At 72.5% G+C, this 26,647-nt stretch carries 24 protein-coding genes; 8 read left to right on the forward strand and 16 right to left on the reverse strand.

From position 1 onward, the window contains the following. Positions 1-6: 6 nt before the first annotated feature. Positions 7-663, forward strand: coding sequence for a Uma2 family endonuclease (locus tag ACQP1N_RS28605; RefSeq protein WP_433227630.1), 657 nt, complete (start codon positions 7-9; stop codon positions 661-663). A gap of 3 nt (positions 664-666) precedes the next feature. Here ACQP1N_RS28605 and ACQP1N_RS28610 read toward each other — a convergent pair whose 3' ends face one another. From ACQP1N_RS28610 to ACQP1N_RS28640, 7 genes are all read right to left on the reverse strand, one after another. Next, the gene (locus ACQP1N_RS28610) at positions 667-2,622 is read right to left on the reverse strand and encodes an acetoacetate--CoA ligase (RefSeq protein ID WP_433227631.1); all 1,956 of its coding nucleotides are present in this window, start codon (positions 2,620-2,622) and stop codon (positions 667-669) included. Positions 2,623-2,814: 192 nt separating this feature from the next. Further along, positions 2,815-3,525 carry an HAD family hydrolase gene (locus tag ACQP1N_RS28615; protein ID WP_067797646.1) on the reverse strand — a complete coding sequence of 237 codons (711 nt, stop codon included), beginning with the start codon at positions 3,523-3,525 and terminating at the stop codon, positions 2,815-2,817. A gap of 120 nt (positions 3,526-3,645) precedes the next feature. Next, positions 3,646-5,277, reverse strand: coding sequence for an L-glutamate gamma-semialdehyde dehydrogenase (gene pruA, locus ACQP1N_RS28620; protein WP_067797649.1), 1,632 nt, complete (start codon positions 5,275-5,277; stop codon positions 3,646-3,648). A gap of 131 nt (positions 5,278-5,408) precedes the next feature. Further along, positions 5,409-5,918 (reverse strand): DUF6912 family protein, encoded by a 510-nt coding sequence (locus ACQP1N_RS28625; protein ID WP_433227632.1) that lies wholly within the window; start codon positions 5,916-5,918, stop codon positions 5,409-5,411. Between the two features lie 24 nt (positions 5,919-5,942). Continuing rightward, a complete protein-coding gene (locus ACQP1N_RS28630; RefSeq protein WP_242608612.1) occupies positions 5,943-6,590 on the reverse strand; it encodes an HAD family hydrolase in 648 nt (215 codons plus the stop codon). Between the two features lie 265 nt (positions 6,591-6,855). Further along, complete coding sequence (locus ACQP1N_RS28635) at positions 6,856-7,695, reverse strand: N-acetylmuramic acid 6-phosphate etherase (protein WP_242608620.1); 840 nt, start codon at positions 7,693-7,695, stop codon at positions 6,856-6,858. Between the two features lie 53 nt (positions 7,696-7,748). Next, positions 7,749-8,726, reverse strand: a complete 978-nt coding sequence (locus ACQP1N_RS28640; protein WP_084262860.1) for a MurR/RpiR family transcriptional regulator — start codon at positions 8,724-8,726, stop codon at positions 7,749-7,751. Positions 8,727-8,788: 62 nt separating this feature from the next. Between ACQP1N_RS28640 and ACQP1N_RS28645 the strand changes: the two genes are divergently transcribed. The 3 genes from ACQP1N_RS28645 (at position 8,789) to ACQP1N_RS28655 (ending at position 12,520) form a co-directional block, all read left to right on the forward strand. Further along, on the forward strand, positions 8,789-10,042 hold the full coding sequence (locus ACQP1N_RS28645) for an N-acetylglucosamine kinase (protein WP_242608613.1): 1,254 nt from the start codon (positions 8,789-8,791) through the stop codon (positions 10,040-10,042). 267 nt (positions 10,043-10,309) lie between these two features. Further along, positions 10,310-11,953 (forward strand): glycoside hydrolase family 3 protein, encoded by a 1,644-nt coding sequence (locus tag ACQP1N_RS28650; protein WP_067797664.1) that lies wholly within the window; start codon positions 10,310-10,312, stop codon positions 11,951-11,953. 72 nt (positions 11,954-12,025) lie between these two features. Then, entirely contained in the window at positions 12,026-12,520 is a 495-nt protein-coding gene (locus ACQP1N_RS28655) for a hypothetical protein (protein WP_067797667.1), read from the forward strand. 3 nt (positions 12,521-12,523) lie between these two features. Here ACQP1N_RS28655 and ptsP read toward each other — a convergent pair whose 3' ends face one another. The 6 genes from ptsP to nagA form a co-directional block, all read right to left on the reverse strand. Next, the gene (ptsP, locus tag ACQP1N_RS28660; RefSeq protein ID WP_131732385.1) at positions 12,524-14,206 is read right to left on the reverse strand and encodes a phosphoenolpyruvate--protein phosphotransferase; all 1,683 of its coding nucleotides are present in this window, start codon (positions 14,204-14,206) and stop codon (positions 12,524-12,526) included. A 3-nt stretch (positions 14,207-14,209) separates the two neighbouring features. After that, complete coding sequence (locus ACQP1N_RS28665) at positions 14,210-14,482, reverse strand: HPr family phosphocarrier protein (protein WP_067808019.1); 273 nt, start codon at positions 14,480-14,482, stop codon at positions 14,210-14,212. A 157-nt stretch (positions 14,483-14,639) separates the two neighbouring features. After that, positions 14,640-15,089 (reverse strand): PTS sugar transporter subunit IIA, encoded by a 450-nt coding sequence (locus ACQP1N_RS28670; RefSeq protein WP_067808017.1) that lies wholly within the window; start codon positions 15,087-15,089, stop codon positions 14,640-14,642. A gap of 17 nt (positions 15,090-15,106) precedes the next feature. After that, the gene (locus ACQP1N_RS28675; RefSeq protein ID WP_067808014.1) at positions 15,107-15,340 is read right to left on the reverse strand and encodes a glucose PTS transporter subunit EIIB; all 234 of its coding nucleotides are present in this window, start codon (positions 15,338-15,340) and stop codon (positions 15,107-15,109) included. Positions 15,341-15,383: 43 nt separating this feature from the next. Further along, positions 15,384-16,424, reverse strand: a complete 1,041-nt coding sequence (locus tag ACQP1N_RS28680; protein ID WP_084263533.1) for an SIS domain-containing protein — start codon at positions 16,422-16,424, stop codon at positions 15,384-15,386. Next, on the reverse strand, positions 16,421-17,581 hold the full coding sequence (gene nagA, locus ACQP1N_RS28685) for an N-acetylglucosamine-6-phosphate deacetylase (protein WP_433227633.1): 1,161 nt from the start codon (positions 17,579-17,581) through the stop codon (positions 16,421-16,423). The genes ACQP1N_RS28680 and nagA overlap by 4 nt, the downstream gene beginning before the upstream one ends. Before the next feature lie 460 nt (positions 17,582-18,041). Here nagA and ACQP1N_RS28690 point away from each other — a divergent pair, with 460 nt between their 5' ends. The 3 genes from ACQP1N_RS28690 to ACQP1N_RS28700 all read left to right on the forward strand — a co-directional run bounded on the left by ACQP1N_RS28690 (position 18,042) and on the right by ACQP1N_RS28700 (position 20,812). Beyond that, a complete protein-coding gene (locus ACQP1N_RS28690) occupies positions 18,042-18,782 on the forward strand; it encodes a GntR family transcriptional regulator (RefSeq protein WP_067803675.1) in 741 nt (246 codons plus the stop codon). A gap of 25 nt (positions 18,783-18,807) precedes the next feature. Further along, positions 18,808-20,178, forward strand: coding sequence for a PTS transporter subunit EIIC (locus ACQP1N_RS28695; RefSeq protein WP_433227634.1), 1,371 nt, complete (start codon positions 18,808-18,810; stop codon positions 20,176-20,178). 172 nt (positions 20,179-20,350) lie between these two features. After that, positions 20,351-20,812 (forward strand): Rv3235 family protein, encoded by a 462-nt coding sequence (locus ACQP1N_RS28700; RefSeq protein ID WP_067803668.1) that lies wholly within the window; start codon positions 20,351-20,353, stop codon positions 20,810-20,812. A gap of 76 nt (positions 20,813-20,888) precedes the next feature. Here the strand turns inward: ACQP1N_RS28700 and secA are convergent, their stop codons facing one another. After that, entirely contained in the window at positions 20,889-23,774 is a 2,886-nt protein-coding gene (gene secA / locus ACQP1N_RS28705) for a preprotein translocase subunit SecA (protein ID WP_067803664.1), read from the reverse strand. Between the two features lie 185 nt (positions 23,775-23,959). Here secA and ACQP1N_RS28710 point away from each other — a divergent pair, with 185 nt between their 5' ends. Further along, entirely contained in the window at positions 23,960-24,301 is a 342-nt protein-coding gene (locus ACQP1N_RS28710; RefSeq protein WP_067803661.1) for an HGxxPAAW family protein, read from the forward strand. Between the two features lie 125 nt (positions 24,302-24,426). Here the strand turns inward: ACQP1N_RS28710 and ACQP1N_RS28715 are convergent, their stop codons facing one another. Together ACQP1N_RS28715 and ACQP1N_RS28720 are read right to left on the reverse strand one after the other, a co-directional pair. Beyond that, a complete protein-coding gene (locus ACQP1N_RS28715) occupies positions 24,427-25,752 on the reverse strand; it encodes a winged helix-turn-helix domain-containing protein (protein ID WP_433227635.1) in 1,326 nt (441 codons plus the stop codon). 66 nt (positions 25,753-25,818) lie between these two features. Further along, on the reverse strand, positions 25,819-26,586 hold the full coding sequence (locus ACQP1N_RS28720) for a response regulator transcription factor (protein ID WP_067803655.1): 768 nt from the start codon (positions 26,584-26,586) through the stop codon (positions 25,819-25,821). Between the last annotated feature and the right edge of the window lie 61 nt (positions 26,587-26,647).

Consider the following 26,647-nt stretch of genomic DNA (forward strand, 5'->3'; position numbering starts at 1 on the left):
AGTGTCATGGCCGTTGCAGCCGTTGCGCATTACACGCTGTCGGACACTCCTTATGCCCTGTGGGTCCGGGGAGAACTCGCCGACGAGATCAACCTCCCGAACGACGGCAGCCGGGTCGAGGTCATCGGAGGAGAGATCGTCGTGTCACCCGCTCCCGCCTTCCGCCACAATCGCGTGGCAAAGGCCATTGACCGTGCAATGTACGCGGCAGAGACGGCCGATCCGGGGTTCCGCTGGGAAAGCGTGCAGACGAACGAACTCAATCTGGTACCGGTCAGAGACGGCTGCGTGCCCGACCTCATCATCATGGACAAGCAGGTCGCCGAGAGGGTCGACGATGAGGATCGCAGGCATGTGCTGCCCCACGAGGTAAAGGTGGTCGTTGAGATCACCTCACCGTCGAACGCCGGTTACGACCGCCCCCCGCGGCTTGTGCAGGCGCCCGGCACCAAGTGGAGTGCCTACGCTCAGTCGGGCATCCCGTTCTACCTGCTCGTCGACCGTGACCCGCGGGTGCCCGGAGTCACCCTCTACGGTGAGCCGGACGTCCAGGCGGGAACGTACGAACCGCTCCACACGTGGAAGTTCGGCGAGATCATCCGGCTTCCGGAGCCGCTCGGCTTCGAGATCGACACCGAGCGGTGGAAGCCCTGGACGGAGTAGCTCCTACGGGGTGAAGTGGGGGAGGACCTCCGGGTTGGCCATGGAGTCGCGGTTGGCGGCCTTGTCGACCGGGGTGCCCTGGAGGATCCTGCGGACGGGGACCTCCAGCTTCTTGCCGGACAGGGTGCGGGGGATGCCGGGGACGGCGGTGATCTCGTCCGGGACGTGCCGGGGCGACAGCGCGGAGCGCAGTTCGCGCCGCAGGCTCCGCACCAGGTCGTCGGTGAGGGACGCGCCCTCGGCGAGCTGGACGTAGAGGAGCAGCCGGCCTTCCTCGCCGAGCCGGCCGGTGTCGATGACGAGGCTGTCGGTGATCTCGTCGAACGCCTCGACGACGCGGTAGAAGTCGGACGTGCCCATGCGGACGCCGCCGCGGTTCAGGGTGGAGTCGGAGCGGCCGTAGATGACGCAGCCGCCGTCCGGGAGGATCTTGATCCAGTCACCGTGCCGCCACACGCCCGGATACATGTCGAAGTAGGAGTCCCGGTAGCGTTCGCCGTTCTCGTCGTTCCAGAAGAACACCGGCATGGACGGCATGGGCTCGGTGATGACCAGCTCGCCGACCTCGTCCACGACCGGCTTGCCGTCCTCGCCGAACGCCTCGACCTTGGCGCCGAGGCCGCGGCACTGGATGACGCCGGCGCGCAGCGGGAGCAGCGGCGACGGGCCGACGAAGCCGGTGCACAGGTCGGTGCCGCCGGAGAAGGAACCGAGCAGCAGGTCCTTGCCGACCGTGTCGTACACCCACGCGAAGCCTTCGGGCGGGAGCGGCGAGCCCGTGGAGCCGATGCCGCGCAGCCCGGACAGGTCGACTTCCTCGCCGGGGCGGCGGCCCTCCTTGGCCGAGGCCATGATGTAGGGCGCGCCCACGCCCATGTAGGTGACGCCGTTGTCGGCGGCGAGCCCCCATAGGTCGAGTGGGGCGCCGTCGTACATGACGATGGTGGAGCCCACCAGGAGGCCGCCGATGAGGTAGTTCCACATCATCCAGCCGGTGGTGGTGAACCAGAAGAACACGTCCTCGGGGCCGAGGTCCTGGTGGAAGGACAGGGCCTTGAGGTGTTCCAGGACCACGCCGCCGTGGCCGTGGACGATCGGCTTGGGAAGGCCCGTGGTGCCGGACGAGTAGACGACCCACAGCGGATGGTCGAACGGGACGTCCTCGAACTCCAGCGTGTCGCGGCCGGGACGGGGCAGGTCGGCGTAGTGCACCCCCACGCGCAGGCCCTCGGGGGTCGCGGCCGGGTCGAGGTAGGGGATCAGGACCGTGGCGGCCAGGCTCGGCAGCGCGGCCTCGATCTCGCCGACGATCCCGCGGCGGTCGAACCGCTTGCCGTTGTAGGCGTAGCCGTCCACGGCGATCAGGACCTTCGGCTCGATCTGCGCGAACCGGTCGATCACCGAGGAGGACCCGAAGTCGGGAGAGCACGACGACCAGATCGCGCCGAGCGACGCCGTCGCCAGGAAGCAGATCAGCGCCTCGGGGATGTTCGGGATGTAGGCGGCGACCCGGTCGCCCTTGCCCACGCCCAGGCCGGCCAGGCCCGCGCGGACCTCCGCCACGTGCAGCGCCAGCTCCCGGTAGGTCAGCACCCGGTGCCCGCCCGCCTCCGACCGGAAGACCACCGCCGTCTCGTCGGGTGTCTCCCGCGCCCTGCGCAGCGCGTTCGCCGCGTAGTTGAGGGTCGCGCCCGGGAACCACTTCAGGCCGTCCACCGGCATGGGGCCGCCCGTCCGGACGGGGCCGTCGCCGCGCTCGCCGACGACCTCGAAGTACGACCAGATCGCGTCCCAGAACGCGTCGACCTCCGTGACCGACCAGCGCCACAGGTCGTCATAGGACTCCGTGAGGACGCCGCGGTCCCGCAGCCATCGGGCGAAGCGGGTCACCCGCGCCTTGGCGACGACCTCCTGCGACGGCTCCCACAGCGCCGAACCTTCGGAAACCTCACGGGCCATCTCTCTCCCTCCCCGCCGCGCCACGGTGCGCGGCCATCCCAATATCGGCCCCGCTCCGCGTACCGCGCAACCTGCCCGATCCGCCCGCGGCTACGCGCCGGAGCACCGCCCCGCCCCAGGTCAAAGCCCTGCCGGCGGGCGACCTCGCGCGCCCGCGCCTCGCCCTGCCCGCTCATCCCCGGCGCCCGGCGGTCACATCCGGGTGAGGTCGGCCACGGCGGCCACCACGGCGTTCGTGTCGGCGAGGGTGGCGAGGACGGTGCCGGCGCCGGCGGCGCGGAGTTCGGCCTCGGTGGCGCTGCCGGTGGCGACGGCGATGATCGGGGAGCCGGCGATGCGGGCCGCCTGGACGTCGCGGGGCGAGTCGGCGATGTAGACGGCCGCGGACTCGGGGTAGGCGGTGCCGTGGCGTTCGCCGGCGCGGCCGCGGGCCAGTTCGAGGAGGGCGGCCTTGCTGTAAACGCCGTTCTCGTAGCCGCCCGCGTCGAGGTCGAGGGGGTCGGCGAGGCCCAGCTCGGTCACCTTCAGCACGGCGTTCGGCTGCACCGAGCCGGTGAGGACGGACTGGACGACGCCCGGGACGTGCGCGAGCGCCCGTACCGCCTCGCGGGCGCCGGCGAGGACCCGGCCGTGGGCGCGCAGGTCGGCGCGGCGGGCCGCGAACGCCTCGGTGAGCGCTTTCACGAAGGCGGGCAGGTGGTCGTCGGTGGTGACGACGTCGTTGAACGCGAGGGTCTCGAAGATGATCTCGGACTCGGTGCGGCCGGGGGTCGGGGCGAGCCGGACGAGCGGCCGTCCGATGGTCCGCTGGAACGCCTCGGCGTAGGCGTCCCGGGTGACCCGCCCGACGTCGACCAGCGTGTGATCGATGTTCCACAGCACCAGGCGGTTCAGCGTCGACATCCCGTTCCCATGCGCGGTCGGAGGGGCGTGGGCGGGCACCGGTCCCGGTACCCGCGGCGGTCAAGCGAGCCTATCGTCCGGCCTGCCGCCCACGACCGCAACCGTCCGCGCGGGAGTGCGTCAGGGACCCATGTGGGGGTAGCGGTAGTCGGTCGGCGGGACGAAGGTCTCCTTGATGGAACGGGCGCTCGTCCAGCGGGTGAGGTTGAAGACGGAGCCGGCCTTGTCGTTGGTGCCGGACGCGCGGGCCCCGCCGAACGGCTGCTGGCCGACGATCGAACCGGTCGGCTTGTCATTGATGTAGAAGTTGCCGGCGGCGAAGCGGAGCCGGTCGGTCGCCTCGGCGATGGCGGCGCGGTCGTCGGCGATGATCGCGCCGGTGAGGCCGTATTCGGACACGCTCTCCATCTGGGTGAGGACGGCGTGGTAGTCGCCGTCGTCGTAGACGTGCACGCCGAGGATCGGGCCGAAGTACTCGGTCGTGAAGATCTCGTCGGCCGGGTCGGACGACTCCAGGACCGTGGGCCGGACGAAGTAACCGCGCGAGTCGTCCAGTTCGCCGCCCACCAGGATCTTCATGGTGTCGATGCCGCGGGCGCGTTCGATCGCGCGGCGGTGCTTGGCGAACGCGCGGGCGTCGATGACGGCGCCCATGAAGGCCGACAGGTCCTCGGCGACGTTGCCCATGGTGAGGGACTCGGCCTCGGCGCAGAACTCGTCGCGCATCCCGTCCCAGACCGAACGCGGTATGTAGGCGCGGGACGCGGCGGAGCACTTCTGCCCCTGGTATTCGAAGGCGCCGCGGACGAGGGCCGTCTTCAGCACGGCCGGGTCGGCGGACGGGTGCGCGACGACGAAGTCCTTGCCACCGGTCTCGCCGACGATCCGCGGATGGCCCCGGTAGCCGGTGATGTTCTCGCCGATCGCCCGCCAGAGGGTCTGGAACGTGCCGACGGACCCGGTGAAGTGCAGGCCGGCGAGGTCGCGATGGCGCAGCGCCACGCCGGAGACGGCCCGGCCGTTCCCGGTGACCATGTTGATCACGCCGGGCGGGAGGCCGGCGGCCTCCAGCAGCCGCATCGTGAAGTGCGCGGCGAGCTGCTGCGTCGGGGACGGTTTCCAGACCACGACGTTGCCCATCAGCGCGGGCGAGGTCGGCAGGTTCCCGGCGATCGCGGTGAAGTTGAACGGGGTGATGGCGAGGACGAACCCCTCCAGCGGACGGTACTCCATCCGGTTCCACACGCCCGGCGGCGACAGCGGCTGCTGCTCGTGGATCTGCCGCGCGTAGCCGGCGTTGAACCGCCAGAAGTCGATCAGCTCGCAGGCGGCGTCGATCTCGGCCTGCTGCACCGACTTGGACTGGCCGAGGATCGTCGCGGCATTCAGCGTGGCCCGCCACGGCCCGGCGAGCAGTTCGGCGGCGCGCAGGAAGATCGCGGCGCGGTCCTCGAACGCCATGGCGCGCCACGCGGGCGCCGCCTCCCGCGCCGAGGCGATGGCCTCGGTCACGTCCGCCTCGGTGGCCTCGCCCATGCGGCCGAGGACGTGCGCGTGGTTGTGCGGCTCCACGACGTCGATCGGCGTGCCGGCGCCCATGCGCCGCTCGCCGCCGAGCGTCATCGTCAGCTCGGTCTGCGCCCCGCCGAGCTCCTTGATCCTGGCCTCCAGCGCGGCGCGCTCGCCGCTGCCCGGCGCATACCCCTTCACCGGCTCGTTCGCCGGTACCGGCACGGTGGTGACGGCGTCCATCTGGCGACTCCCTGCGATCCGACGGCGTTGTCGACGTGCCGAAGGACCTACCCGCCCACCCGCGAGCGAAATACCGGCCGCGCCGGCGTCATTGTCGGAGGCGACCCCGCACCCCCGGCCAGGGCACTGGGCTAATCGAGCAGATGCGGGAGTTCCTGGGTGGCGTACCAGAGGAGTTCGTGGCCCTCGGCGCCGTCCACGGTGAAGCGGGCGTCCTCGTCGCCGGCGTCGGCGGCGGTGAGGGCGGCCACGGCGGCGGTGATGTCGGGGACGGCGGCAATGTCGTCCACGTGGCCGGAGGCGATCTTCTTCCAGGAGATGGGGGCGGACAGTTCGACCAGGGAACGGTCGCCGTTCGCGGGGCCGGCGGCACCGCGGGGCCGGCCGGCCGCGGCGTCGGGCACCTCGGCGGCGAGCACGACCCGGCGGCGCGGGGCGGACGGGTCGGCGGCGAGCAGCCGGAGCGAGGCGCGGGCGGCGGCGGACATCGCCGCGTACTCCAGCTCCTCCAGGTCGCCGCTCGCGTACCACTCGCGGAGCGCGGGCGTGACCGCGTGGGCGGCGAGCGGCGCGGGGCCGATCTCCCCCGCGGCGTGGACGCCGGCGAGGAGCGTGAGCGTGGACGGCAGGTAGACGCGCATGACGGTCAGCAGTCTGCCAGACCGTCAGGGCAGCAGGGCGAGGTCTCGCAGTTCGGCGATGGTGGTGTCGGGATCGGTGTGGTGGATGCCGCGGATGCCGAGTGCCTCGGCGGCGCGGATGTTGTGCTCGATGTCGTCGATGAACACGCATTCGGCGGCGTCCAGGCCGAGCAGGCCGAGGGCGTGCCGGAAGATCTGCTCGTCGGGCTTGCGCATGCCGACCTCGGCGGAGATCACGACGGCGTCGAAGAGGTCGGCGAACAGGTCGTGCGGGTACTCGTTGCCCCACGAGTTGGACAGCAGCGCGGTGCGGTTCCCGGCGGCGCGGACGGAGCGGAGCGCGTCGTACATCGGCTCGACGGGGGTGAACGCGCCGAACATGCGGGCGATGAGCCCGGTGGCCTCGACGGTGCCGCCGTCGACGGTGAGCAGTTCGGCGGCGAGGAGACGTTCGAACTCCCCGGTGGAGAGCGAGCCGTCCTCCAGCCCGTGGATCGGGTTCGTCCCGGCGCCGTCGTAGGCCTCCTTCACCCAGGCGCGCATCACGTTCTTGTAGTGCTCGGCATCGATGCGGTCGGCGGCGAGCCAGACGGCGATGGCGTCGGCGAGCGGGGAGGTGAGGACGCCGCCCCAGTCGGTGATGACGGCTTTCACGGGTCGTTCGGAGGGCACCCCCCGATGGTAGGCGATCCCGCCCAGATCAACCGAATCCCATTCTGCGTACACGTGGGTCCGCGCCATGCGGATCTTCGACGGCCCGGGCGAGGTGCACGTGCGCACCGTCGCCCGCGGGGAACTGCGCCGCTACGAGAACTGACCGGCGCCGTGGCTCGCACGGCGCGGACCCCCCATCGGCCGGCGTCTCCCCCCGCCGGTCCGTCCCTTCCGGTGCGCCGGCCGCCCGCCGTCGCCCCCCGGTTTCACCTGCACGGTCCTTTCAGGCGGACCTCAGCCTCTGCAGTGCCTCGCGGACGCCGCCGTCCGCCTCCTCCAGCACCGTCGTCGCCCGTGCCGCGGGCACCTCGCCGAGCAGCGAGACCAGCGCGACGCGCGTGTTCCCCCCCGCCTCGGCCAGCGCGTTCTCGCAGGTACGGGCGTCCATCCCCGTCGCCTCGGTGAGAATGCGCACCAGCCGGGCGCGCAGCTTGGAGTTCAGCGCGTTCACGCTGATCATCAGGTTGGAGTAGGTGCGCCCCATCCTGATCATCAGCGTGGTGGAGAAGGAGTTGAGCACGAGCTTGGTCGCCGTGCCCGCCTTCATCCGGGTGGAGCCGCTGATCACCTCGGGCCCGGTGGCGAGCCCGATGTGCACCTCCACCTCGTCCCCGTACGGCGTGTGCGGGTTGCAGCTGATCAGCGCCGTGCGCGCCCCGACCGCGGCGGAGGCGCGCAGCGCCCCCACCACGTACGGGGTGCGGCCGCTCGCCGCGATGCCGACGGCGATGTCGCCCGGCCGGACGTCGCGGGCGTCCCGGCGGCCGAGGTCGGTGTCGTCCTCGACGCCCGAGACCGCCTGGGACAGCGCGCCCGGCCCGCCGGCGTGGTGGGCCACCACCCGGCCCCAGATGCCGAACGTCGGCGGCAGCTCGGCGGCGTCGATCACCGCGAGCCGGCCGGACGTGCCGGCACCGAAGTAGTGCACGCGGCCCCCCGCGCGCAGGGAGTCGACGGCGAGGTCCACCAGCCGGGCGATCTCGGGCAGGACGGCGGCCACGACCGTCGGCACGGTCGCGTCCTCTGTGTTGATCAGGCGCAGCACCTCCATGGTCGGCAGCATGTCGACATCGAGGGTCCGGGGGTTCCGGCCCTCCGTGGGGAGCTCGCAATCGATCACCGACGCCTCCGGTCGGGTCGCACGGTCCGTCCGCGGACCGCCTCGTACGTGGCTTCCAGGGCCTTGCGGGTCGGCCCGTAGGTGCGCTGCGCCACTCCGACGAAGACGCAGTCGACCACCGTGAGCTGCGCCAGCCGGCTGGCGGTGGCGCCGGAGCGGAAGGTCGTCTCCCGCGCGGCCGTCGTCAGGATCAGGTCCGCCACCTCCGCTATCGGGGACTTGGGGAAGTTGGTGAGCGCCACGGTCGTGGCGCCCCTGGTCTTCGCGACCTCCAGCGCGTCGATGGTCTCCACCGTCGCGCCGGTGTGCGAGATGCCGATCGCCACGTCGCCGATCCCGAGGACGGCGGCGCTGGTCAGCATGATGTGCGCGTCCGACCAGGCCGAGCAGACCCGGCCGATGCGGTGCAGCTTCTGCTGGAAGTCGGCCGCGACGAACGCGCTGGCGCCGACGCCGTAGACGTCGACCCGGTCCGCGGCGACGACCGCGTCCACGACCTGTTCGAGCATCTTGATGTCGAGCTGGGAGGCGGTCTCCTCCACGGCGCGGGCGTCGGCGAACGTCACCTTCTCGACGATCTGCTCAAGGGAGTCGTCGGGGCTGATGTCGCTGCCGATGATCCGTCCGCCGGCGGCGCTCTGGGCGCGTCCCGCCTCGGTGGCGAGGGTCAGCCGCAGCTCCGGGTACCCGTGGAACCCGATCGCGCGGCAGAACCTGATGACGGTGGTCTCGGACGTGCCGCAGGTCTGGGCGAGCTCGGTGATGGTGGAGTTGGCGACCCCCTCGGGGTCTTCGATGACGCGTTGCGCGACTCGTCGCTCGGCGGGGGGCAGCGAGGGAAGCAGGGAGCGGACCCGCACCACGGTGCTCAGCGGTGTGGCGTCCCTGCCGGGCGCCGCCTCCTCCGGCGGCGCTCCGGGATCCCCCGTGATCCCCCGCTCAAGGCCCTGTTCGGGGCCGATGGGTTTCCTCATGGAGGAAATTTTCTTACGTGCAGGATGTCCCGTCAACGGTAGAAAAGGCTACGGTCGCCCATGTGTTGACCCATTTGGCCGGTCCTTACGTGGTCGGTATCGACGCGGGTGGCACGAAAACCCGCTGCGTCGTGCTGACGCTAGGGGGCGCCCTGGCCGGTTCCGGCACCGGCCCCGGGGCCAACCCCAACTCCGGAGGCGACACCGCGGGGGCGCTGACCACCGCCCTGCGGGAGGCGCTCGGGGACCTGGACCGTACCCACATCCTCACCGGCGTGTTCGGCATCGCCGGTGCCGGCTCCGCCGGCCGGCCCGCCGCCGTCACCGCGGCGCGGCAGGCCTGGCAGGCCGTCGGCCTGCGCGGCTCGCCCGCGGTGGTGACCGATATCGCGGTGGCGTTCGCCGCCGGAACCAGCGAGCCCAAGGGCATCGTGGTGTTCTCCGGCACGGGCGCCGGCGCGGCGGTCATCAGCGACGGGACGATCGTGCAGCGCGCGGACGGCTACGGCTGGCTCGTCGGGGACGAGGGTTCGGCGGTGTGGCTGGGGAAGGAGGCCGTCCGCGCGGCGCTCGCCGCCTACGACGGCCGCGGCTCCCCGACCCTGCTCACCGATTCGGTCCCCCGGGCGCTGCTCGGCGCCACCGTGGTCGCGGAGATGGACGCGGAACGGCGAAGACCCCGCCGCCCGGGGGCGCTGGCCATGGCCGGCGCCCCTTCGTCGTCACCGGGCACCTCCGTGCTGCCGCAGGCCGCTTCGCTCACCTCCGGTGGGGCGCCCCCGAGCGGGGGCGGGACGGGTACCGCCGTGCTGCTCCCCGACGCCCCCTGTCCCCCATCCGGCGGCGGTCCGCCCGGCCACGCCGGGCATACCGGGCCGCCGGGCTCGCTGGGGCCGCCGGGCCACCCGGTGGCCCCCGATCCACCGGGGCATCCCGGACTGCCCGGGGCACCGCCGAATCCCCGGCTCGCCCAAGCGATCATCAAGGAGGTGTACGGCCGCCCGCCCGCGGCCCTCGGCCGGCTCGGCCCGGTGGTCGCCGCCGCCGCGGCCGCCGGCGATCCGGTGGCCAGGCGCATCACCGAGGAGGCCGCGCAGTGGCTGCTGCGCGACGTCGACGCGGTGCGCCCGGCCCTGCCCGACCCCGGCGCACCGGTCGTGATGCACGGCTCGGTGCTCCGTGAAGGCCCCGTCGCCGAGGCCGTCCGCAGCGGGCTGCGCGACCGCTTCGCCGAGGCGCCGCGCCGCGCCGGCGACGGAGCCGTCGGCGCGGCCGGGATGGCGCTGCGCCGTCTCGGCCACCCCCTGCCCGGCTGAGCCGTTCCGCCCGCGCGGAAGGCGACCCGGAACCCGGCCCGGCCGTCCATGGCCCGGCCGACCGGACGGCATCACGGCCGTCCAGTGCATCGCGATGGACCCCACAGGATCCGCAACGCCTGCGAGTCCGGGGTCCATCGTGATCAGTGTGACCACGGTGACACCAGAGCCACCCGAGATCGAGTCGACAGCGGACGGGGGAGCGGCTACCGTCGCGGGCGTCCGATGCGACCGAGGAACCGAGACCACGTCGGGGGGCCTGGTCAGGTGCGTGCTTCACGTCCCCTCGCGCTCGCGGCGGCGGCCCTGCTGGCCTGCGGGGTCGCGGGCTGCGGCGGTGGGAGCGGCAAGAGCGGGCGGACGCCGTCCGCCGAGTCCGCCGCGCCCGGCTCACCGACCGCCCGGACGGCCGCGCCGGACGCGTGGATTCCCGGCCGCGTCGCGAAGATGAGCGTGGAGGAGAAGGTCGGCCAGCTGTTCGTGCCCGCCTTCTCCGGCCCCGCCGACGCCCTCGCGAAGATCCGCGGGTATCACGTCGGCGGGCTGATCTACTTCCCGGAGAACTTCGGCTCCCCCGCCCGGACGGCGGCGCAGTCGAACGCGCTGCAGAAGGCGTCGAAGATCCCGCTGCTGCTCGGGGTGGACGAGGAGCAGGGCATCGTGTCGCGCACGCCGTTCATCACCCGGTTCCCCGGCAACATGGCGCTCGGCGCGACCCGCGATCCGGCGGACGCGCGCGCCGCCGCCCGCGTCACCGGCACCGAGCTGCGCGCGGTCGGCATCAACCTCGACTACGCGCCGGACGCCGACGTGAACGTGAACCCGCGCAACCCGGTGATCGGGCTGCGCTCGTTCGGGTCCGACCCGGCCCTCGTGTCCACGATGGTGACCGGGGCCGTCGGCGGCTACCAGGAGGCCGGGGTCGCCGCCACCGCCAAGCACTTCCCCGGGCACGGCGACACCGCCGTCGACAGCCATACCGGCCTGCCGGTGATCGGGCACTCGCCGGCGCTCTGGAAGCGCCTGGACGCGCCCCCGTTCACGGCGGCGATCGCGGCGGGTGTCGACGTCATCATGACCGCCCACATCGTCGTCCCGAAACTCGACAGGTCGGGCGATCCGGCCACCCTGTCGAAGCCGGTGCTGACCGGGCTGCTGCGCGAGAGGCTCGGCTACCAGGGCGTGATCACGACGGACTCGCTGCAGATGGCGGGGGTGCGCGAGAAGTACGGCGACGCGGCCGTCCCGGTGCGGGCGATCAACGCGGGCGCCGACCAGCTGCTGATGCCGCCGAGCCTGCCGCGCGCCTTCAACGCGGTGGTGCGGGCCGTCCGATCCGGGAAGATCACGCAGAAGCGGCTGGACGAGTCGGTCACCCGCATCCTCCGGCTCAAGCAGCGGCGCGGCCTCTTCCAGGGGACGGCCGTCGACCCGGCCAAGGCGAGCGCGGCGGTCGGCGCGTCCGCGCACCGGGCCACGGCCCGGCAGGTCGCCGAGCACGCGGTCACGCTCGTCCGCAACAGGGGCGGGCTGCTGCCGCTCAGGGGCAGGAAGGTCGCCGTGTCCGGTCCGGGCAGCGCCAGGCTCCAGGCGGCCCTCCGCCGCCATGGCGTCGCGACCGCCTCCCCCGGCTCCGCGGACGTCACCGTGCTGACCACCGAGAACGCGGGAGCGGCGACGGCGTCCCGGGTCCGGGCGCTCGGCCCGAAACCGGTCGTGGTCGCCGCGCTCGGCCGTCCCTACGACCTGGGCGCGGCGGGCGGCGCGGCGGCGGCGCTCGCCACCTACTCCGCCGGCGCGGTCTCGATCGACGCGCTCGCCAAGGTGCTGAGCGGGGCGGTGAAGCCGACGGGCAGGCTGCCGGTACCGGCGGGCGGCAAACCGGCCGGATACGGACTCGGCTACCCGTGACCAGGGGTTTCGATGGACGCGGGAGACCGGTTCCTGGGAGGATCGGGCCGCCTTCTTCCCCCGGGGGTCTCCGTGCGCGTCCGTCCGTTCATCGCCGCCGCCCTGCTCGTGCTCCCGCTGCTGGGCGCCTGCGGCGGGCAGGACAAGGTCACGATGCCGCCGCTCACCCCGGAGCCCGGCGACTCGCAGCCGGCCGACCCCGTCGCGGCGGTGCCGGCGAAACAGACCTTCCCGGCGCGGTTCGTGCTCTACCGGTACCTGCGCGGCATCGCCGCCGGGAACGCCGGGGTCTGCGGCTACCTGACGCCCGCCTACCAGCGGGCGGTGTTCGGCGGGCCCGCCGCGTGCCGCGCCGGGTTCGTCCGGGCGCGCGCGAAGCTGCGCCCCCGGGACATCGCCGCACTGCGGGGCGTGACCGTCCCGTCCTGCGAGCCCGGGCCGGGCGGCGGCTACACGGTCCGCTTCGAGGACCTGGCCTGGAAGGGTGAGCCCGCCCGTCCGGGCGGTCTCCTCACGGCGAGCTTCACCCTCCGCGGATCCGGCGCCCACTGGCGGATCACGCTCTGACGGTCACAGGCCCAGGGCCGCCAGGCCGGGGAGATGGGCGCGGGCCGCCTCCCGTGCCCGCCCGGCCGTGCGGGCCTCGCGGGCGGCGGCGGCCGCCCGCCGGCACTCCGCCAGCGTGTGGCGGGCGAGCGCGGCCCGCACCAGCGGCAGGGACGGCGCGCTCATCGACAGCGACGTCACCCCGAGGCCGACCAGCACGCACGCGAGCGCCGGGTCGGCCGCCGCCTCACCGCAGACGCCGCAGGGGACGCCCGCGCCGGCCGCGGGGGCGACCAGATCGAGGACGGCGGGCTGCCACGGGTCCTGGAGTGACGCGAGCGCGCCGACCTGCCGGTCCGCCGCGCACGTGTACTGGGTGAGGTCGTTGGTGCCGATGCTGAAGAACTCCACCTCGGCGGCGAGGTCGCGGGCGCGGAGCGCGGCGGCGGGCACCTCGACCATGACGCCGGGATGCTCGATGCCGGCCTCCCGACACGCCCGCGCGAACCAGGCGGCCTCGACGGCATCCGTCACCATCGGCGCCATCACCCGCAACTTCACGGTCAGGCCGGAGGCGGCGCGGGCCAGTGCGGTGAGCTGGGCCGCGAGGACGTCCGGATGCCGGCGCAGCATCCGCAGCCCGCGCTCCCCGAGCGCCGGGTTCGGCTCCTCGCCGGGGGCGGGCAGGAACGCCAGCGGCTTGTCGGCGCCGGCGTCCAGCACCCGGACGACCACGCGGCCCGCCGGGAACGCCTCCAGCACCTTCCGGTACGCCTCCTCCTGCTCCTCGCCGGACGGCGGCGCCGCGCGGTCCAGGAACAGGAACTCGGTCCGGTACAGGCCGACGCCCTCGGCGCCGTGCACGAGCGCGGCCTCGACGTCCTGCGGGCCGCCGACGTTCGCCAGCAGCGGCACGGCGTGACCGTCCCTGGTCGCGCCCGGACCGGTGGTCTCCTCCAGCGCGGACGCGCGGGCGGCGGCAGCGGCCCGCGCCACCGTCACCTCCTCCTCGGACGGTTCGGAACGGACGGTCCCGGCGGTGCCGTCGACGAGCACGCGCGTCCCGTCCGGGATGGCGGTCGCGCCCGGCACCGCCACGACCGCGGGCACGCCCATCGTCCGGGCGATGATCGCGGTGTGACTGGTCGGCCCGCCCTCCTCGGTGACGAACGCGACGACGCGCGCCGGGTCGAGGACGGCCGTGTCCGCCGGCGCGAGATCGCGGGCGACCAGCACGAACGGCTCGTCCGACTCCGGCACGCCCGGCATCGGCAGGCCGAGCAGCCGGGCGATCGCCCGGTCCCGGACGTCGTCCAGGTCGCTGACCCGGGCCGCCATGTACTCGCCCGCCCCGGCGAGCATCTCCCGGTAGACGCCGAACGCCTCGAACACGGCGCGGGCCGCCGGCACGCCCTCCTCCACCCGCGCGCGGACCCCGCCGGCGAGGCCCGGGTCGCGGGCCATCAGGGCCTGCGCGTTCAGCACGTCCCGGCCGTCGCGGTTGCCGGCCAGGGCGGCGCGTTCCCCGCGCTCCTCCAGGTCGGCGGCGACGGCCTCCAGCGCGGCCAGCGCCGTGCCGTGCTCGGCGGCGGCGTCGCCGCCGTGCCGGTCGCCGGCGGGCGGCTCCGGGACGCCCCCGGCGACGCGCCGCACCGGCCCGGCCCCCACCCCGGGGCTGACACCCGCGCCCCGCAATACGTCCGGCACCGCTCAGGCTCCCTCGGGCTCCGGGGTGGACAGCAGCTTCTCCAGGCTGTCGAGCAGTTCCTCGGCGCCGTCGCCGTCCGCCGCCAGGACGACCTCCTCACCGTGCCGGGCGTCCAGCCCCAGCACCGCGAGGATGCTCTTGGCGTTCACCGGGTCGCCGCCGCGCTTGGCCACCGTCACGTCCATCGGAGCCTTGGCCGCGGTCTGGACGAACAGCGCGGCCGGCCGCGCGTGCAGCCCCACCCTGGACTCGATCTTGACGTTGCGCTCGGTCACCGCACACTCCTACTCGGTTCCATCCCGGCTGCTCATTTCTGTTCCAGGCCCCGCACCCGCAGCGCGGGCCCCGGCACGACGTGCGCTTCCTGAAAATCGGGCACCACGTGATCGGCCGCGGCGAGCGCACCCGCCGAGGCCGATCACCGCCATGCGATCAACTCCATGTGAAAAGTTCGGCTCCCTTCGTCACCTCGCCGGACTCCACCACGTCCGACAGGGCGTCGGCGCCCGCGTCCAGCGCGACGACCGCGCAGACCGGCGAGCGGCCGCCCGCCTCGATCACGGCCGGGTCCCAGCCGACGACCGGCTGCCCGGCGGTGACCTCGTCGCCCTCGGCGGCGAGCAGGTCGAACCCCTGCCCTTTCAGCTTGACGGTGTCGATGCCGAGGTGGACGAGGACGCCGTGGCCCTCGTCGTCCACCACCACGTAGGCGTGCGGATGCAGCTTGACGATCTTCCCGGTGACGGGGGCGATGGCGTGGCCGGGGCCGCGCTCGGGGTCGACCGCCGTGCCCGGACCCACCATGGCCTGGGCGAAGACCGGGTCCGGGACGCCGGCCAGGCCGACGACCCGGCCGGTGACCGGGGACAGTACTCGGGTCATTGGAGGGGCCTCCCGGGTCAGTCGAGGATGTCCTCGATGTCGCTGGCGATCGTGTCGGCCTCGGGCCCCACGACGACCTGCACGACGCTGCCGCTGCGCATGACGCCGAACGCGCCCGCCTTCTTCAGCGCCGCCTCGTCGACCTTTCCCGCGTCGGACACCTCGGTGCGCAGCCGGGTCGCGCAGGGCTCGATATCGACGATGTTGTCGGCACCGCCCAGCGCCGCGATGATGGCCTCGGCCTTGTCCATGTTCTTCTTCCTCCGGTCGGGGGTGGGGGTTCGGTCGGGGGGCTCAGTCGGTCTGGGTGATCTTGTGCAGGCCGCGCGGGACGTCCGGGTCGACGCCGAGCCTGCGGGCCAGGTTCTCGACCAGGATCTGGCCGGGGACGATGAGGCCGAGCGGCGCCACCCACTCGGGCAGCACGGGGCCGGGCAGCGCGGCCGAGCACGCCCGCGCCAGCTCCGCACCGCCGCCGACGCCGTACGCGCGGGCACCGGCCCCCTCGACCCGCCGCGCCAGCGCGACGGTACCGGACAGCGTGGGGCCGGAGCCGGCGGCGACCAGCAGCGCGGGGGTCTGCGCGTCCACGACGGCGATCGGGCCGTGCAGCAGGTCGGCGTACGACAGGCCCATGGCGTGCAGGTAGCACGCCTCCTTGATCTTCAGCGCCAGCTCCAGCGCGGTGCCGAACGCGATGCCGCGTCCGGACACGACCGCGCCCGGCACCTTGGCCAGCGCCTCGACGATCTCGGGCAGCGCCGGGGACGCCTCCGCCAGCGTGATCATCCGGGCGATCTCGTCGGGGACGCGGCGCAGGTCGTCCACCGCGACGTCGGCGCCGAGGCCGAGGCCGAGGACCGACAGCGCGGCGAGCTGCGTCGTGTAGGTCTTGGTGGCCGGGACGGCGACCTCGTCGCCCGCCCGCGTGACCAGCGCGACCTCGGCGGCCTCCGCCAGCGGGGACCCGGCGCCGTTGGTGACCGCGACCGTCCGGGCGCCGCAGTCCCTCGCCCAGCCGAGGGTCTCGATGATCTCCTCGGTCTTGCCGGACTGGCTGATCGCCACGGCCAGCACGCCGTCCAGGTCGAGCCGGCGCCGGTAGGCCGTCGCGATGGACGGCGCCGCGAGGGTGGCCAGCCGGCCGGCGTGCGACTCCACGAGATAGCGCCCGTACACCGCGGCGTTGTCGGAGGACCCGCGCGCGATGAACAGCACCTGCCGGGTCTCCCGCGCGAGCACCGCGATGTCGGCGGTACGCGGGAGGAGCGCGTCGATCGTCCGGCGCAGCGCGTCCGGCTGCTCACCGATCTCGGCGCGCATCTGACTGGTCATGATCCCCCTCCGAAGACTTTCTGCCCGTTGACCCACGTGGCACGCGCCCGGTGGCCGGGTCCCAGCCAGACGAGGTCGGCGGCGGCGCCGGGCGCGATCCGGCCGAGGTCGGGACGTCCGATGAGGTCGGCCGGAACCCGGGTGGCGGCGTCCACCGCCGTCGCCGCGTCGAGGCCGAGGCCGATCGCGTTGCCGACCGCCTCGTCCAGCCGCAGGCCGGAGCCCGCGATGGTGCCGTCGGCGCGCAGCGGCGGGCCCTGCTCGGGCATCGTGATGGGCTCGCCGCCGAGGTCGTAGGTGCCGGGCGGCATCCCGGCGGACGCGGCGGCGTCGGTGACGAGCACGACCCGTCCCGGCGCGGCACGGAACACCAGCCGCGCCACCTCGGGCGCGACATGGTGCAGGTCGAGGATGAGTCCGGGGCTGAGCCGGTCGTCGATGAGCGCCTGCACGGCGACGCCCGGGTCCCGGTGGTGGACGCCGGTCTGCGCGTTGAAGATGTGGGTGACCATGCGGGCGCCCGCGTCGGCCGCGGCGGCGGCCTGCGCGGCGGTGGCGTCGCTGTGCCCGACGCTGACCAGGACGCCCGCCCCGGTCAGCGCGCGGATCGCGGCGAGGGCGCCGGCGCGTTCGGGCGCGAGGGTGAGGAGCTTGACCAGTCCCGTCTCCAGCAGGGTGCCGATGGCCTCGGGCGTCGGGTCGGTGAGGTGGGCGGCGTTGTGCGCGCCCTTGCGCTTCTCCGACAGGAACGGGCCCTCAAGGTGGACGCCGAGGACGCGCGTCCCGTCCGGAAGGCCCGGCAGCAGGTCGCGGGCCCTGCGCAGTGCCGCGGCCTGGGTCTCGACCGGCGCGGTGATGAAGGTGGGGAGGAACGCGGTCACGCCCGTCTCGGGGAGGCGGGAGACGACGGCGTGCCAGCCCGCCTCGTCCGCGTCCACCATGTCGTGGCCGAAGAAGCCGTTGACCTGGAGATCGACCAGGCCGGGGGCCAGCAGGCCGGCGGGCAGGTCGAGGTCGGGGGCGCCGGGCGGGCGGCCCTCCCCGGCCTCGGCGATCGTTCCGTCCACCACGCGGACGTATCCGGGGGAGACGACGCGGGTAGGACCGCCCGGTGGGGTCATGATCATGCGGTCGGCCGTGATCAGTAGTGATGCCATGGGTGCGCGCTCTCTGTGGACGCGATGATCGCGGGTCGGTTCCTCCGGGTTCGACTGGTCTAGTCCGGACTAGACCAGTTCGCACCATACTCCACGAATCGGATGGAGGAGAAGATGTGGAACGAAACTCGTTCGGTGCCGGATTCCTCGCCGCGGACCGGCCGCCGCCACACCTCCCGACGGCAGCCGGAAGCGGACAGAGCGGCCGGGGCGAACCGGACGCCCCATCCGCAATCCCCCTCCGACCTGCACATCCTTCGACCACGAGGGTGTCGGTGCGTGATGAGGTCGTTACACATTCGTGCATTGACAGGTCTTTCGATCCTGTGGTCTAGTCCGGCCTAGACCAGTACGAACCTAGCGAAGACCATCGAACCACCGTTCAGTCCACTTCTCCGTCGAAACCAGTCGAAACCCGTCCCCACTCGTCGATCCGGCCCCCGGCCATCGAGGACACTCCGTGACCACCATCGATCCGCACAGTCCCGTACCGAAGTACTTCCAGCTCCGCGCGATCCTCCTCGACCTCATCGAGAGCGCGGAACTGCCCGTCGACGCCCCGATCCCGTCGGAGCGCGAGCTGTGCGTCCAGTACGGGCTGTCCCGCATGACCGTCCGGCAGGGCGTCGACCAGCTCGTCTCCGAGGGGCGGCTCTACCGCGTCCCGGGCAAGGGCACGTTCGTCGCCCGCCCCAAGATCGAGATGCCGCTGCGACTCGTCTCGTTCACCGAGGACATGCTGGCCCGGGGGCTGCGGCCGGGCGCGATCGATCTCGACCGCCGGACGGTCCCGGCCGACGCGCGGCTCGCCCGCATCTTCGCCGTCGAGCCCGGCACCGAGATCCACATCATCGAACGCCTGCGCACCGCCGACGGGGAGCCCATGGCCGTGGAGCGCGCGCACATCCTGGCGTCCCTCGCACCCGACCTGCTCGACCGCCGGCTCGCGGACCGCTCCCTGTACGGGGTCCTCGAAGCGGTGTACGGGCTGGTCTTCGACGCGGGCGACCAGACCATCGACGCCAGCCTGGCCGACGCCACCGACGCCAGGCACCTGCAGATCGCCCGGGGCAGTGCCGTGCTGCTCCTGCAACGCCGCTCGTACACCGGAGGTGTGTGCGCCGAGCTGGGCGTGTCGACCTACAGGGCGGACCGCTACCAGATCCACACGGCCCTCGGGAGCCCCCCGCCGCACTCCTGAACCCCCCTGAAGGAGGAACCTCGCGATGACTGCGACAACCGTGGACTCCGCGCCGCGCCGAGGGTCGAGCGCCCTCGCGGTGCTGCAGCGGATCGGCCGCAGCCTCATGCTGCCGATCGCCGTGCTGCCCGCCGCCGCGCTGCTGCTGCGCTTCGGCCAGGCCGACATGCTCGGCGCCGACGGTCTCGGCTGGGACCGGGTCGCCGAGATCGTCGGCGAGGCCGGCAACGCGCTGTTCGCCGCCCTGCCCCTGCTCTTCGCCGTCGGCGTGGCGATCGGCTTCGCCAAGAAGTCCGACGGCTCCACCGCGCTCGCCGCCGTGGTCGGCTATCTGGTCTTCGACCGGGTCTCCAAGATCATGTTCTCGCACACCGAAGAACTCAAGGGCAACGTCCTGATCACCAAGGTGACGGACGGGGCGCAGGCGCAGGTCATCGACTGGGGCGCCAAGAACCCGACGGACGTGCTCGGCGGCATCCTGATGGGCGTCATCGCCGCGCTGCTGTACCAGCGGTACTACCGGATCAAGCTGCCGACCTGGCTGGCGTTCTTCGGCGGGCGCCGGTTCGTCCCGATCATCACCGCCGTCGCCGGCCTGGCACTCGGCATCCTGATCGGCTTCATCTGGCCGGTCCTCGGCAACTGGCTCACCGACTTCGGCGAGTGGATCACCGGGGCGGGCGCCGCCGGCGCCGGCGTCTACGGCGTCATCAACCGGCTGCTGCTGCCCTTCGGCCTGCACCACATCCCGAACTCGCTCATCTGGTTCGTGTTCGGCGACTACAACACCTCCGACGGCGTCGTCCACGGCGAGATCAACCGCTACCTGGCCGGCGACCCCAACGCGGGCGGCTTCCTCGCCGGATTCTTCCCCGTGCTGATGTTCGGCCTGCCCGGCGCCGCGCTGGCGATCTGGCACGCCGCGCCCAAGCACCGGCGGCCCGCGGTCGGCGGCATCATGATCTCCGCCGCGCTCACCGCGTTCGTCACCGGCGTCACCGAGCCGATCGAGTTCGCGTTCATGTTCGTCGCGCCCGTCCTGTACGCCGTGCACGTCGTCCTGACCGGCATCTCGATGGCGATCCTGGAGGCCGCCGGCGCCCAGCTCGGGTTCGGCTTCTCCGCCGGCCTGATCGACCTGCTGCTGAACGCCCGCAAGGACAACACCGAGGGACTGTGGCTGATCCTCGGCATGGGCGTCCTGTACTTCTTCCTGTACTACTTCATCTTCAGATTCCTGATCACGAGGTTCAACTTCGCGACCCCCGGCCGGGAACCCGAGGACGAGGAGTCGACCGCCGCCGACCCGGGCGCCGCCCCGGAACTCGCCGGCCGCGCGAAGAAGAAGCGCCGCAAGGGCACCGCGGAACCGCAGGACTCCCCGGCCGCCGGCTGACCCTCCCGGGCCGGGGACTCGCTCCCGGGAAAGGCGGCGGGCGCCTCCACGCGCCCGCCGCCTTTCCATGCCTCCCGGGGGACCCGGTGGTACCGGGGAGGCCGGAAGCGGTCAGGACGTATTTTCCGCGGGGCCTGTGACTCCTGTTCTTAAACGAGTCAGGAGGTTCGGCATGGGGCGTCGTCCGGTCAAGTCGGGAATTCGGATCATCCGGTACCGCCCGCCCGCCACCCGGGGAGCCCTCGCGCTCCGGCCCGCGGCGGTGCCGGTGCGGGGGCCCGGGCTGCGGGTCGTGCGTCCCGCGGACGGGGTGGACGCAGAGGTCCGCGCCGTCGCCGACACGGCCGTGCGGCTCATCGTGGAGGTGCTGGCGGGGACGCGGCCGGCGCATCAGCTGTCGCTCGTGGCCGTCCCGGCGGTGTGCCGCGCGGTGGGCGCGCGTGGGGACGCGGCGCGCGGAAGGCGGGTCGTCCCGCCGAAGGTGCTGTCCGGCAGGGTGCAGCGGCCGGCGCCGGCGGTGGCGGAGGCCGTCGCCGTGGTGGTCGTGGCCGGACGCGTCCACGCGCTGGCGCTGCGCCTTGAGCACATGCGGGGGCGGTGGCGCTGCACGGCCCTGGAGACGACCGCGCCCTGACATGCCCCGACATGAGCAAGCGGCCTCCCGGGCGTCCGGGAGGCCGCTTCGCGCGACGCCGCTCGTTCCCGCCGCGCTACTTGCCCTTGGTGCGCGGGTCGCCGTGGCAGCGCTTGAACTTCTTGCCCGACCCGCACGGGCACGGGTCGTTGCGGTTCACGCCCGCGTACTCGTCCTCGGTCTCCTCGCTGTGGTGCTCGACGCCGCCCTCACCGTCGACGGTCGGGGCCGAGTACTCCAGCTTCTTCGGACGGGACGGCTTCTCCAGGCCCTTCGCCTTGATCGCGGGGACCTCCTCGGCCTCCTCGACCTCATCGACGGCGACGGCGCCCTCCTCCTCCGTGTCCGCCACGGCGCCCGCGGGCGCCGACTTGGCGACCGAGACGGGCGCGGCGCCGACGGTCGGGGCCTCCGGCTGCTCCTCGACCTCGACCTCAAGGTTGAACAGGTAGCCGACCGACTCCTCCTTGATGCCGTCCAGCATCGCGTTGAACATGTCGTAGCCCTCGCGCTGGTACTCGACCAGCGGGTCGCGCTGCGCCATGGCCCGCAGGCCGATGCCCTCCTGGAGGTAGTCCATCTCGTAGAGGTGCTCGCGCCACTTGCGGTCCAGCACCGACAGGACGACGCGGCGCTCCAGCTCGCGCATGACCTCCGCGCCGAGCTCCTCCTCGCGCTTGTCGTAGGCCGCCTCGGCGTCGCCGCGGATCTTCTCGGCGAGGGTCTCGGCGTCCAGGCCGGAGATGTCGCCGCCGACCTCCTCGACCAGCTCGTCCACCGAGATCGAGATCGGGTAGAGCTGCTTGAACGCCTTCCACAGCTTGTCGAGGTCCCAGTCCTCGGCGAAGCCCTCGGCGGTGGCGCCCGCGACGTAGCCCGCGACGACCTCGTCGATCATGCGGCGGACCTGCTCGTGGAGGTCCTCGCCCTCCAGCACCTTGCGGCGCTCGGCGTAGATGACCTTGCGCTGCCGGTTCAGGACCTCGTCGTACTTCAAGACGTTCTTGCGCATCTCGAAGTTCTGCTGCTCGACCTGGCTCTGCGCCGACTTGATCGCGTTCGTGACGATCTTGGACTCGATCGGCACGTCGTCCGGGATGTTCAGCCGCGTCATGATCGACTCGACGCGGGCCGAGTTGAACAGCCGCATCAGGTCGTCCTCCAGCGACAGGTAGAACCGGGACTCGCCCGGGTCGCCCTGCCGGCCGGACCGTCCGCGCAGCTGGTTGTCGATGCGCCGCGACTCGTGCCGCTCCGTCGCGAGGACGTACAGGCCGCCGACCTCGACGACCTCCTCGTGCTCGCCCTTCACGGCGTCCTTGGCCTTCTCCAGCGCCTCCGGCCAGCCCGCCTCGTACTCCTCGGGCGTCTCCAGCGGCGACAGCCCGCGCTGGTGCAGCTCCAGGTCGGCGCGGAAGTCGGGGTTGCCGCCGAGCATGATGTCGGTACCGCGACCGGCCATGTTGGTGGCCACGGTGACCGCGCCCTTGCGGCCCGCCTCCGCGACGATCGCCGACTCCTGCTCGTGCTGCTTGGCGTTCAGCACCTGGTGGGGAATGCCGCGCCGCTTGAGCATCTTGCTCAGCTTCTCGGACTTCTCCACCGACGTCGTGCCGACCAGGACCGGCTGGCCCTTCTCGTGCCGCTCGGCGATGTCGTCGACGACGGCCTCGAACTTGGCCTGCTCGGTCTTGTAGACGACGTCCGCCACGTCCTTGCGGACCATCGGCTTGTTCGTCGGGATCGGCACGACACCGATCTTGTAGGTCTTGTTGAACTCCGCCGCCTCGGTCTCGGCGGTGCCCGTCATGCCGGACAGCTTGCCGTAGAGGCGGAAGTAGTTCTGCAGGGTGATCGTGGCGAGCGTCTGGTTCTCGTCCTTGATGGCCACGCCCTCTTTGGCCTCGATGGCCTGGTGCATGCCCTCGTTGTAGCGGCGGCCGTGGAGGATACGGCCGGTGAACTCGTCCACGATCAGGACCTCGCCGTTCATGACGACGTAGTCCTTGTCGCGCTTGTACAGCTCCTTGGCCTTCAGCGCGTTGTTCAGGAAGCTCACCAGCGGCGTGTTCACCGAGTCGTAGAGGTTGTCGATGCCGAGCCAGTCCTCGACCTTCTCGACGCCCGACTCGGTGACCCCGACCGTGCGCTTCTTCTCGTTCACCTCGTAGTCGCCGGGGCCGTACTCGTCCACCTGGCCCGCGGTGCTGACCAGCTCGGCGCGCTTCAGCCGCGGGACGATCTTGGCGAACTCCGAGTACCACTTGGAGTTCTGCTCGGCCGGACCGGAGATGATCAGCGGGGTCCGGGCCTCGTCGATGAGGATCGAGTCGACCTCGTCCACGATCGCGAAGTTGTGGCCGCGCTGGACGCACTCCTCCAGGCTCCACGCCATGTTGTCGCGCAGGTAGTCGAACCCGAACTCGTTGTTCGTCCCGTAGGTGATGTCGCAGCTGTAGGCCGCGCGACGCTCGTCCGGGGTCATCTGCGGAAGGATGACGCCGACCTCGAGACCGAGGAACTGGTGGACGCGTCCCATCCACTCGGCGTCGCGCTTGGCCAGGTAGTCGTTGACCGTGACCACGTGGACGCCGTCGCCGGACAGCGCGTTCAGGTAGGCGGGGAGCACACAGGTGAGGGTCTTGCCCTCACCGGTCTTCATCTCGGCGATGTTCCCCAGGTGCAGCGCGGCGCCGCCCATCACCTGGACGTCGTAGTGGCGCTGGCCGAGGACGCGCTTGGCGGCCTCGCGCGCGGTCGCGAACGCCTCGGGCAGCAGATCGTCCAGGGACTCGCCGTCGGCGATGCGTTCCCGGTACTTGTCGGTCAGCTCGCGCAACTCGGCGTCGCTCATCTCGAGGAAGTCTTCCTCGATCGAGTTGACCTGATCCGCGAGCTTCTTGAGCTTGCGCAGGGTCTTTCCCTCGCCCGCACGAAGGATCTTGTCGATGACTGGCGGCACTCTCGAAGGCTCCTTGCAGATCGTGGTTCACCGCTCAGGGCGGCATGCACACCACACGTACGATGCCATCGTAGGCGAGACCCAGAATGGTCTAGGTCACTCCGCAGCGCAATCCACAGCGCGCCCCGTTTGATTTTCAGGGCCCCGGAGAGGATCCCTCACACCTTCACAGGAGGGGAGGCGTAATGTCCGAAGGGTCTTCAGGGGGTTCGCACGCCGGCCGGCCGAGTTCGTGGATCGCGGTCGGCATCATCTTCGTCGGCTTCGTCGTCGGCGGCGTCGCACTCTGCCTCGGCCCCGCGTGGGTCATGCTCTGGGCCGGCGTCGGGATCGTCGTCGCCGGATTGCTCATCAGCTGGATGGTCCACCTGTTCTCCGACGTCGTCGTGGACGCGCCCCGCGTGATCCCCGAGATCGTCGACTACTCCCTGTTCGGCTCGCGCTCTGCCAAGCGCCGCGGCGGCGAGCAGGGCGAGGTCATCGACGTCCCCATCTCGACCGACACCCAGCAGACCCCCCACGGCTGATCCATCCCCCATCGCAAGGCCGGCCCGCATCCACCGGGCCGGCCTTCGCTCATGTGGCCTTCGCACATGGGGAAGGGGGATCCGCGTGCGTTCCCCCGGCGCCCGGCCCGCCGGGACGGCACCGTTCAGGACGGGGTCGCGGTGTTCAGGGCGGCCTTGAGCAGGTCGGCCGGCAGGGCGCTGCGTTCTATGCGGACGTCGTCGCAGCCGACCCAGGCCGCGGCGCGCCAGAGGGCGGTGGCGAGGGCCGCCGCCGAGGATTCCGTCCGGGCCGCCGTGCGGGTGGCCCAGGGCTCCAGGGAGACCTGGCGGGCGATGAGCGTGCGCCCTTCGCGGGCCGGGTCGACCCGTCCGATGAGACGGCCCCCGGCGAGGAGCGGCATCACGAAGTACCCGTGGACGCGTTTGGCCTTGGGGACGTACGCCTCCAGCCGGTGCTCGAAGCCGAACACGCGGGAGGCGCGGGCTCGGTCCCAGACGAGGGAGTCGAACGGCGACAGCAGGGTCGTGGCGTGCCTGCCCCTGGGCGCGGCGGACAGCGCTTCGGGATCGGCCCAGGCGCGCTGGGACCATCCGGCGACCCTGACGGGGACGAGCCCGGTCGCCTCGATCACGCGGTCGACCTGGTCCTGCCTGACCCGGTAGTAGTCGGCCAGGTCACCGCGGGTCGCCACGCCCAGGGCGCGTCCGGCCCGCGCCATGAGCGCCGTCAGGCAGGCGTCGTCGTCCGGGTCCCGCGCGAGGAGGCCGGGCGGGACGGCGCGTTCGGCGAGGTCGTACACGCGGCGCCAGCCGGCCCGCTCGACGCAGACGACCTCCCCGGTGTCCAGCAGCCACTCGATGCCGATCTTGTGGTCGCTCCAGTCCCACCACTCGGCGCTCGCCTTGGCACCGCCGAGTTCCTTCGTGGTGAGCGGGCCGTCCGCCTTCAGCCGGGCGCGGACCAGGTCGCAGACGCCCTCCGGCACCTTGTGCCAGCGCCAGCCGCGCCGCAGGTACGCACGCCGCCGGAACGCGAACAACGGCCAGTCGGCCATGGGGATCACCGACGCCGCGTGCGCCCAGTACTCGAAGGCCCCGTACCCGGCGCCGGGCCGAGGCCCGCCCGCCCCGTTCCCCTCGGGTCCCGGCGCGCCGGCCCCTCCCCCGGCGGGGCCGCGCCGGGATGACCCGGGCTTGGCCGCGGCCTGGGAGGCGTCGCCCCAGTAGGCGGCCTCGATGGCGCGGCGTCCGACCGGGCCCAGGCGCGCGTAGGGCACCAGCTCGTGGGACCTGGCCAGCACCGAGATCGTGTCGAGCTGGACGGCGCCGAGCCGTTCCAGCATCGCCGTGACGCCGCCCTTCGGCCGCGCGCCCAGGAAGCCCTGAGCACGCAACTGGAGCCGCCGTGCCTCGTCCGCGCCGAGTTCCACGACGCCGGATCCGCCTGTACCAGGTGCTGCTTCGCTCACGTCCGCGATGCTAGAGCACGACACCGACAAAACCGGATTGCCGGTCGCGGCCGGCGGCCCGGAGGGTCAGGTGATCTCTAGGAGCTTCTCGCGGACGGCGTAGACGACGGCCTCCATGCGGGAGTGAAGCTGGAGCTTCTCCAGGATGTTGCGGACGTGGTTCTTCACCGTGTTCTCGGAGATGAACAGCTCGCGGGCGATCTCCCGGTTGCCGAGGCCGCGGGCGACGAGCCGCAGCACCTCCATCTCGCGTTCGGTGAGGCGCGGCGCCGGGACCTGCTGCGTCCGCTCCTCGCTGCGCTTGGCCAGCGCGGCGAACTCGGTGATGAGCTTGGACGCCATCGACGGGCTGATCAGCGACTGGCCGCCGTGCACCGCGCGGACCGCCTGCGGGACCTCGTCGATGGAGATCTCCTTGAGCAGGTATCCGCTGGCCCCGGCCTTGATCGCCTCGAAGAGATCCTCCTCCTCGTCGCTGATGGTCAGCATGACGATCTTCGCGCTGGGCGCGGCGTCCTTGATGGCGGTGCAGGCCTCGATGCCGCTGCGGCGCGGCATCCGGATGTCCAGGAGGACGACGTCGGGCAGCAGGTCGCCGGCCATCTCGACGGCCTCGTGCCCGTCACCGCCCTCGCCGATGACCTCGATGTCGTCCTCGCCTTGGAGGACCATCTCCAGCCCCCTGCGGAACAGCGCATGGTCGTCGACGATGAGCACGCGGATGGGGTCGGCCGCGTCGGCCGGGCGCGGCGTCCCCCCGCCGGCGGGGGCGGCGCCGGCGCCGCTCTGGCGGGGTACCGCCGCGGCGTCGCGAGGCTCGGGATTCTCGCTCACCAGAGTCGCGGCGTGGAGGAGACGCCGCTTCCCCCCTTCACTATTCAGCGATCTGGACCTA

Source organism: Actinomadura formosensis (assembly GCF_050948385.1).
Classification (GTDB): Bacteria; Actinomycetota; Actinomycetes; order Streptosporangiales; family Streptosporangiaceae; genus Spirillospora; species Spirillospora formosensis.

Coding starts and splice junctions, on each gene's coding strand:
- ACQP1N_RS28710 (WP_067803661.1), top strand. CDS start 23,960: ATGTCCGAAGGGTCTTCAGGGGGTTCGCACGCCGGCCGGCCGAGTTCG.
- ACQP1N_RS28700 (WP_067803668.1), top strand. CDS start 20,351: ATGGGGCGTCGTCCGGTCAAGTCGGGAATTCGGATCATCCGGTACCGC.
- nagA (WP_433227633.1), bottom strand. CDS start 17,581: ATGGCATCACTACTGATCACGGCCGACCGCATGATCATGACCCCACCG.
- ACQP1N_RS28615 (WP_067797646.1), bottom strand. CDS start 3,525: ATGTCGACGCTGAACCGCCTGGTGCTGTGGAACATCGATCACACGCTG.
- ACQP1N_RS28635 (WP_242608620.1), bottom strand. CDS start 7,695: ATGCTGCCGACCATGGAGGTGCTGCGCCTGATCAACACAGAGGACGCG.
- ACQP1N_RS28670 (WP_067808017.1), bottom strand. CDS start 15,089: ATGACCCGAGTACTGTCCCCGGTCACCGGCCGGGTCGTCGGCCTGGCC.
- ACQP1N_RS28625 (WP_433227632.1), bottom strand. CDS start 5,918: ATGCGCGTCTACCTGCCGTCCACGCTCACGCTCCTCGCCGGCGTCCAC.
- ACQP1N_RS28695 (WP_433227634.1), top strand. CDS start 18,808: ATGACTGCGACAACCGTGGACTCCGCGCCGCGCCGAGGGTCGAGCGCC.
- ACQP1N_RS28640 (WP_084262860.1), bottom strand. CDS start 8,726: ATGAGGAAACCCATCGGCCCCGAACAGGGCCTTGAGCGGGGGATCACG.
- ACQP1N_RS28675 (WP_067808014.1), bottom strand. CDS start 15,340: ATGGACAAGGCCGAGGCCATCATCGCGGCGCTGGGCGGTGCCGACAAC.
- pruA (WP_067797649.1), bottom strand. CDS start 5,277: ATGGACGCCGTCACCACCGTGCCGGTACCGGCGAACGAGCCGGTGAAG.
- ACQP1N_RS28605 (WP_433227630.1), top strand. CDS start 7: ATGGCCGTTGCAGCCGTTGCGCATTACACGCTGTCGGACACTCCTTAT.
- ACQP1N_RS28680 (WP_084263533.1), bottom strand. CDS start 16,424: ATGACCAGTCAGATGCGCGCCGAGATCGGTGAGCAGCCGGACGCGCTG.
- ACQP1N_RS28610 (WP_433227631.1), bottom strand. CDS start 2,622: ATGGCCCGTGAGGTTTCCGAAGGTTCGGCGCTGTGGGAGCCGTCGCAG.